Annotated in this window: 5 protein-coding genes; 3 read left to right on the plus strand and 2 right to left on the minus strand. The window is 74.5% G+C overall.

Going from position 1 to position 6,625, the window contains the following annotated elements; all coding sequences use genetic code 11:
* Window positions 1-28: 28 nt before the first annotated feature.
* Window positions 29-1,375, minus strand: coding sequence for a sensor histidine kinase (locus ACWJ6R_RS27220; RefSeq protein WP_449064966.1), 1,347 nt, complete (start codon window positions 1,373-1,375; stop codon window positions 29-31).
* Between the two features lie 170 nt (window positions 1,376-1,545).
* Here ACWJ6R_RS27220 and ACWJ6R_RS27225 point away from each other — a divergent pair, with 170 nt between their 5' ends.
* The 3 genes from ACWJ6R_RS27225 to ACWJ6R_RS27235 are packed head-to-tail and all read left to right on the plus strand — an operon-like array spanning window position 1,546 to window position 5,325.
* On the plus strand, window positions 1,546-2,847 hold the full coding sequence (locus tag ACWJ6R_RS27225; protein ID WP_449064967.1) for an acyl-CoA dehydrogenase family protein: 1,302 nt from the start codon (window positions 1,546-1,548) through the stop codon (window positions 2,845-2,847).
* Window positions 2,844-3,821 carry an acyl-CoA dehydrogenase family protein gene (locus ACWJ6R_RS27230; protein ID WP_449064968.1) on the plus strand — a complete coding sequence of 326 codons (978 nt, stop codon included), beginning with the start codon at window positions 2,844-2,846 and terminating at the stop codon, window positions 3,819-3,821. The genes ACWJ6R_RS27225 and ACWJ6R_RS27230 overlap by 4 nt, the downstream gene beginning before the upstream one ends.
* Before the next feature lie 22 nt (window positions 3,822-3,843).
* Complete coding sequence (locus tag ACWJ6R_RS27235) at window positions 3,844-5,325, plus strand: AMP-binding protein (RefSeq protein WP_449064969.1); 1,482 nt, start codon at window positions 3,844-3,846, stop codon at window positions 5,323-5,325.
* Between the two features lie 131 nt (window positions 5,326-5,456).
* Here ACWJ6R_RS27235 and ACWJ6R_RS27240 read toward each other — a convergent pair whose 3' ends face one another.
* On the minus strand, window positions 5,457-6,515 hold the full coding sequence (locus ACWJ6R_RS27240) for a dipeptidase (RefSeq protein WP_449064970.1): 1,059 nt from the start codon (window positions 6,513-6,515) through the stop codon (window positions 5,457-5,459).
* Window positions 6,516-6,625 lie beyond the last annotated feature (110 nt).

The following is a 6,625-nucleotide window of genomic DNA, read 5'->3' on the forward strand; positions in this document are numbered from 1 at the left end:
CGCGCCGGGCACCCTCCGGGCCGGCCGGTCACGGGCGCGCCAGCGGCAGCCGCAGGACGAACCGGGCGCCCCTCGGACTGTCCTCGACCCGCAGGGTCCCACCGTGGGACTGGGCGACCTCCCTGGCGATGGACAGCCCCAGGCCGGTGCCCCCGGCGTCCCTGCTGCGGGCGGCGTCCAGGCGGGTGAACCGGCGGAAGACCACCTCCCGCTGCTCGGGGGCGATCCCGGCGCCGTCGTCGAGCACCTCCAGGACGGCGGTGTCCCCGTGCGCGGCCACGGTCACGGTGACGGTGGAGACGGCGTGCCGCTCGGCGTTGTCCAGCAGGTTGGTCAGCAGGCGGGAGAGGCGGAGCGCGTCGCCGGTCACCGCCACGCCGGGCTCCAGCTTCCTGATCACCTCGACCCTGCGCGGCCGGCGGTCCAGCTCGCCGGCGGCCAGCTCCCCCAGGTCGACGGCCTCCGCGGCGGCGGGCGCGCCGGAGTCGAGCCTGGCCAGCGTCAGCAGATCGGCGACGATCGCCTGGAGCCGGTCCAGGCTGGCGAGCATCGCCTGCGCCTTGGCGGTCCAGTCGACGTCCTCGGGGTACTGCAGGGCCTCCTCCACCTGGGTGCGCATCGCGGTGAGCGGGCTGCGCAGGTCGTGGGAGGCGTCGGAGGCGAACCGGCGCTGCTGCTCGACCGCCTCCTCCAGCCGGTCGAGGGTCTGGTTGATGGTCTCGGCCAGCTGCCTGATCTCGTCCTCGGCCCGCGGCACCGGGACTCGGCGGCCCACGTCGGTGGCGGTGATCTCCGCGAGCTCGCCGGTGATCGCGTGCACCGGGGTCAGCGCCCCGGTCACCGTACGGTAGGTGCCGGCCCCGGCCAGCACCACGATGAGCAGGGAGACGGTGACGAGGAAGGCGAACAGCCCCGAGTGCACGTACCAGGGGATCATCGCGCCGAGGGAGTAGACGAGCCAGTCGCCGCCCGGCCGGTCGATGCGGAAGGCCACGGCGATCACGCACTCGCCGGGCATCCGGGGCGGGCCGCACAGCTCGCGGTCGGCCCTGACCCTGTCCCCGCCGGGCCGGAAGTCCGCGACCGGAGGCGCGCCGGCCAGGTCCGGGGTGGCCGCGACGACCCGTCCGGACGCGTCCAGCACCTGGCTGCCGACCCCGTTGCCGTGCTCCAGCACGACGGGCAGCCTCCCCTGCTGCGCGAGGTGGACGACCTCCAGGGCGGCGCCGGCCACCTGGTTGGTCTGGTAGTCGCGGGCCAGGTCGTAGAGAGCGAGCGTGGCGACCGTGGTGATGACGAGGCCGGACAGGGTGGCGGTGGCGACGGCGATCAGCGTCAACCGGGTTCGGACGGACCACGAGTGACGTGTGATCACACCGATCCTCCCCCCGGAACCAGACGACCGCACCAGGCGGATTAATTGCCATTACCTGGCGATACATGGCCAAGAGGGGGCAAAGATCATCCACGGGTCCGGTGTAGAGCAATGCTCTGTACGGCTGCGCCGCCGCTCGTTAGAGTAAGTGGGCACTGATTGGAGTGGTCATGGATCTTGAGGAGTACCGGCGGCGCGCCAGGACCTGGCTGGAGGCCAACGCCCCGGACGGCCGGGCCGGTCAGGGCGGGGACGCCGCCGGCCCCGGTGGGGTCGCCGCCGCCAAGGAGTTCATGGCGAAGCTGTACGACGCGGGCTACTCGGGCATCACCTGGCCGGGCGAGTGGGGCGGGCAGGGCCTCACCCAGGCCGAGGAGCGCGCCTTCGCCGCCGAGGCCGCCGCCTTCACCCTGCCGACCTACGTCTTCTCCATCGGCCTGGGCATGTGCGGGCCGACCCTCGTCGACCTGGGCACCGACGCCCAGCGCCGCCGCCACCTGCGGCCGCTGCTGCGCGGCGAGGAGATCTGGTGCCAGCTGTTCTCCGAGCCGGCCGCGGGCAGCGACGTCGCCGCCCTGCAGACCAGGGCCGTGCCCACCGACGGCGGCTGGGCGGTCGACGGGCAGAAGGTCTGGACCTCCGTCGCCCAGCACGCCGACTGGGGCCTGCTGCTCGCCCGCACCGACGCGGACGTGCCCAAGCACAAGGGCCTGACCATGTTCATCGTGGACATGCACGCCCCCGGCGTCACCGTCCGGCCGCTGCGCGACATGACCGGCCGCGCCCACTTCAACGAGATCTTCTTCGACGGCGTGCACATCCCCGCGGAGAACGTGGTCGGCCGCGTCGGCGACGGCTGGCACTGCGCCGTCACCACCCTGCTCCACGAACGCCTGTCGATCGCCGGCGGCGTCGGCATGGGCGGGCAGAAGGACAACCCGGTCGCCTTCGAGGCACTGCGCCGCACCGCCGACACCGCCGACCCCGTGGTCCGCGACCGGCTCGTCGAGCTGCACATCCGCTCCCGCGCCCTGGCCCTGTTCAACCAGCGGCTCGCCCAGGAGACCAAGGCCGGGATCTTCCCCGGCGCCCGGGGCAGCGCGGCCAAGCTGCTCCTGGCCGAGCTGACCATGTTCCAGGCCGACCTGGCCACCTCGCTGGCAGGTCCGGAGGCCGTCGCCTGGAGCGAGGACGGACCCGGGGACGCGTCCCGGGGCGGGTCCGGGAACGGGAGCGGACTCGGGGACGGGGCCGGACTCGGGGACGGGGCCGGAGGGGACGGCGGGACGGCCGGAGGCGGCGGGCTGGCGCACGCCGTCTCGCTCGCGCCCGCCATGGCCCTCGGCGGCGGCACCAACGAGATCATGCGCAACATCGTGAGCGAGCGCGTGCTGAACCTGCCCCCCGAACCGCGCACGGACAAGAACGTGCCGTTCAAGGAGCTCAGGACGAGTGGAGAGGCCCCCCGATGAGACTCGTGCCGACCCAGGAGCAGCGGGAGCTGCGCGACGCCGTCCGCTCCTTCCTCGCCGCCGCCTCACCCCTGCCGGCCGTACGGCGGGCGATGGAGTCGGAGACGGGCCACGACCCGGAGGTCTACCGGCGGCTGGCCGGCGAGCTCGGCCTGACCGGCCTGATCGTGCCCGAGGAGCACGGCGGGACCGGCGCCGGGCACGCCGAGCTGGCGGTCGCCCTGGAGGAGACCGGCGCGGCGCTGCTGCCGGGGCCGTTCCTGGCCACCACGCTGGCCGCGATCCTGCTGACCGAGACGGGTGAGAAGGAGATCCTGGCCGGCGTCGCCGCCGGGACGACCACCGCGACCGTCGTCCTCGACGGGAACCGGGCGCTCAACGGGGCCGAGGCCGACGTGGTGCTGACGATCGACGGCGACCGGGTGCTCGCCCGCACCGGCGGCGAGCGGCGTCCGCTGCGGACCCTCGACCCCACCCGCCGCCAGGCCCTGGTGGAGCCGGGCGGCGAGGTGGCGGCCGTCTCGGCCGACGGGATCGCCCGCGCCCGCGACCTGTTCGCCGTGGCGGTGGCGGCCGAGCAGCTCGGCGTGCTGCGGGCCTCGCTGGAGGCGATCGTCGCCTACAGCAGGATCCGGGTCGCCTTCAACCGGGTGATCGGCTCCTACCAGGCCGTCAAGCACCGGCTCGCCGACATGCACTGCACGCTGGAGCAGGCCGAGTCGATCGTCCGGTACGCCGCCTGGGCCGCCGACGAGGCCCCCGCCGAACTGCCCGGGGCCGCCGCGCTGGCCCAGGCGTACCTGGGCCGCGCCTGCTTCGAGGTCGCCTCCGGCAGCCTCCTGCTGCACGGCGGCATCGGCTTCACCTGGGAGCACGACGCCCACCTGTACTACAAGCGCGCCAAGGCGGACGAGGTGCTCCTCGGCCCGCCGCGGGTCCACCGCGCCCGCCTCGCCGACCTGCTGGAGCTGTAGCGCCGCACAGAGAGGGGAACCCGTGACCGACATCAGCGGGCTGCCGGGTTTCTACCGGATCGCCGAGGCCGACCCCGGGCGCAGGGCCGTGATCGACACCGACGGGACCGTCACCACCTACGGCGAGCTGCTCGCCCGCGTCAACCGGGTCTCGCACGGGCTGCGGGCACGGGGCCTGCACCCCGGCGACGTGGTCGCCGGGGTGCTGCCCAACGGGATCGACGCGGTGGTCATGCTCCTGGCCACCGGCCAGACCGGGCTGTACCACGTGCCGGTCAACTGGCACCTGACCGAGAACGAGATCGGCTACATCCTGGCCGACAGCGAGGCCCGGATCACCGTGACCCCCGGGTCGGGCGGGACCGCCGCGCTGGCCGAGGGGCAGCCGGAGACCGCGCCGCGGGACCGGACCGCGGGCGCGGTCATGTGGTACACCTCGGGCACCACCGGGTTCCCCAAGGGGGTGCGGCGCCCGCTGTCCGGCGCCGAGCCGGAGAAGAGCCTCCCGCTCTACACCTGGTTCCTCGGCGAGACCTGCGACCTGCGGCCGGGCGACGAGGTCCACCTGGTCACCTCGCCGATGTACCACTCGGCGCCGTGCGCGCACACCCTGTTCGCCCTGCACCTGGGGCACACGCTGGTGATCGCGCCGAGGTTCGACCCGGTGACCGTCCTGGAGCTGATCGAGCGCCACCGGGTCACCAACGCGATGATGGTGCCCACGATGTTCCACCGGATGCTCCGCCTGCCCGCCGAGGTCCGCGAGAAGTACGACGTCTCCTCGCTCCGGCAGGTGGTCCACACCGGAGCCGCCTGCCCGGTGGCCGACAAGAAGCAGATGATGGACTGGTGGGGTCCGGTCCTGTACGAGTACTACGGCTCCACCGAGTCCGCCATCGCCTTCGCGGTCAAGCCGCACGACTGGCTGGCGCGCCCCGGCACGGTCGGCCGCCCGGCCCCGGCGTTCGAGGCGAGGATCCTCGGCCCGGACGGCGAGGAGCTCCCGCCCGGCGAGCCCGGCCTGATCCACGTCAGGTCGGCGACCAACCGGTTCGAGTACCTCAAGGACCCCGCCAAGACCGCCGCCAGCATGCGGGACGACTGGTACGCCCCCGGCGACATCGGCTACCTGGACGCCGACGGCTTCCTGTTCCTGTGCGACCGCCGTACCGACCTGATCGTCTCCGGCGGCGTGAACATCTACCCGGCCGAGGTCGAGGCGGCGCTCCTGGAGCATCCCGCGGTCGCCGACGCCGCGGTGATCGGGGCGCCGGACGAGGAGTGGGGCCACGTCGTGGTCGCGCTCGTCCAGCCCCTGCCCGGCCCCCGCCCCTCGGCGGAGGAGCTGCTGGCGCACCTCGGCCCGCGCCTGGCCCGCTTCAAGCACCCCCGGGTGATCGAGTTCCGCGACGAGCTGCCCCGCACCCCCACGGGCAAGCTCTCCCGCTCCCGGGTCCGCGAGGACTACCTGGCCGGAGGCGGGGAAGGCGCCGCGGCGGGCTGACCGGACCGGCGGGCCGGCGTGGGTACGGTGGCCGCGCGGGCCCGCGCCCGATCGGCCGCGGGGACGGCCGCCCGACCGGTCCGGCGCTCAGCCGGAGCTCGGTGCCCGGCCGGGCCCCGACGGCCCCGGGCTCAGACGGGCCTGCCCAGCTCGGCGCGGAACAGGCGCAGGACGTTCTCGCCGAGGATCTTGACGATCTCCTCCTCGGCGAAGCCGTGCCGGTCCAGGGCCTCGGTGACCAGCGGCAGGCCGGACGGCCCGGCCAGGCCGGGGACGGCCGCCAGCACGTCGAGCCCGCTGACGCCGGCCTCGCAGCACGGCGGCGTGACGTCGTGCATGACCTCGCGGATGAAGTCCGGGCCGAGGCCCACGTGGTCGATCCCGGCCACGCCCGCCACGTGCGCGATGTGGTCCACCAGGCGGTCCACGGTGTACTCGGCGGGGTCCTCCGACAGGAACGCCGCCAGGAAGTTCACGCAGACCACGCCGCCGGTCGCGGCGACGCCGCGGATCTGCTCGTCGGTGAGGTTGCGGTGGTGGTCCCGCAGGGCGCGGGCCGCCGAGTGGGTCGCCATCACCGGCCGGGAGGCCAGCTCGAGCACGTGCTCGACACCCGACGCGCCCAGGTGGGAGACGTCGAAGACCATGCCGAGGCGCTCCATCTCCCGGACCGCCGCCACCCCCGCCGCCGTCAGCCTGCTCCCGGTCGCGTCCTCGCCGCTGCCGTCCGCCAGCGGAGTGCGGCCCCAGTGGGCGATCGAGGCGACCCGCACGCCCAGCCGGTGCAGGGCGGGCAGCAGCTCGACGCTCGCGTCCAGGCCGGGCATGCTCTCCAGCGCCAGGACCAGGGCGATCCTGCCCTCGGCGAGGGCCTCGTCGATCTGGGCGCCGTCCGTGCAGAGCCGTACCTCGGCGGCGTTCCCCTCGGCCAGCGCGTGCGCGCACTCGATCATGCGCAGGGTCTGCCGGAGCGCGCCCTCGGGCCGGTACTGGTCGTCGACGAAGACCGGCAGCACCTGCAGGTCCACCCCGCCCTCGCGGAGCTGGGGCAGCCAGCGCTCCCGGAAGAACGACGCCCAGCGCTCCGGGGGCCGGGCCGTCACGGCCATCAGCAGGTCGTTGTGGGTGTCGGCGACCACGGCGCGGTGGTGCAGGTCGTGGTGCGGAGCGCTGGGGAGGTCGGCGGGCACGGGCGGGGTCCTCCTCGGAAGAGACGGTTGCGCACCGACGCTACCGGCAGCCCGCCTCAGCGGCGGCCCGGCACCGCCGTCTCCGCCCGGCGCCGCCGGCCCGGCTGGCC

Source organism: Planomonospora algeriensis, from assembly GCF_977012225.1.

Bases quoted from the DNA above. Each gene is read 5' to 3' on its own strand.
- ACWJ6R_RS27225 (WP_449064967.1), top strand. From the start codon at position 1,546: ATGGATCTTGAGGAGTACCGGCGGCGCGCCAGGACCTGGCTGGAGGCC.
- ACWJ6R_RS27230 (WP_449064968.1), top strand. From the start codon at position 2,844: ATGAGACTCGTGCCGACCCAGGAGCAGCGGGAGCTGCGCGACGCCGTC.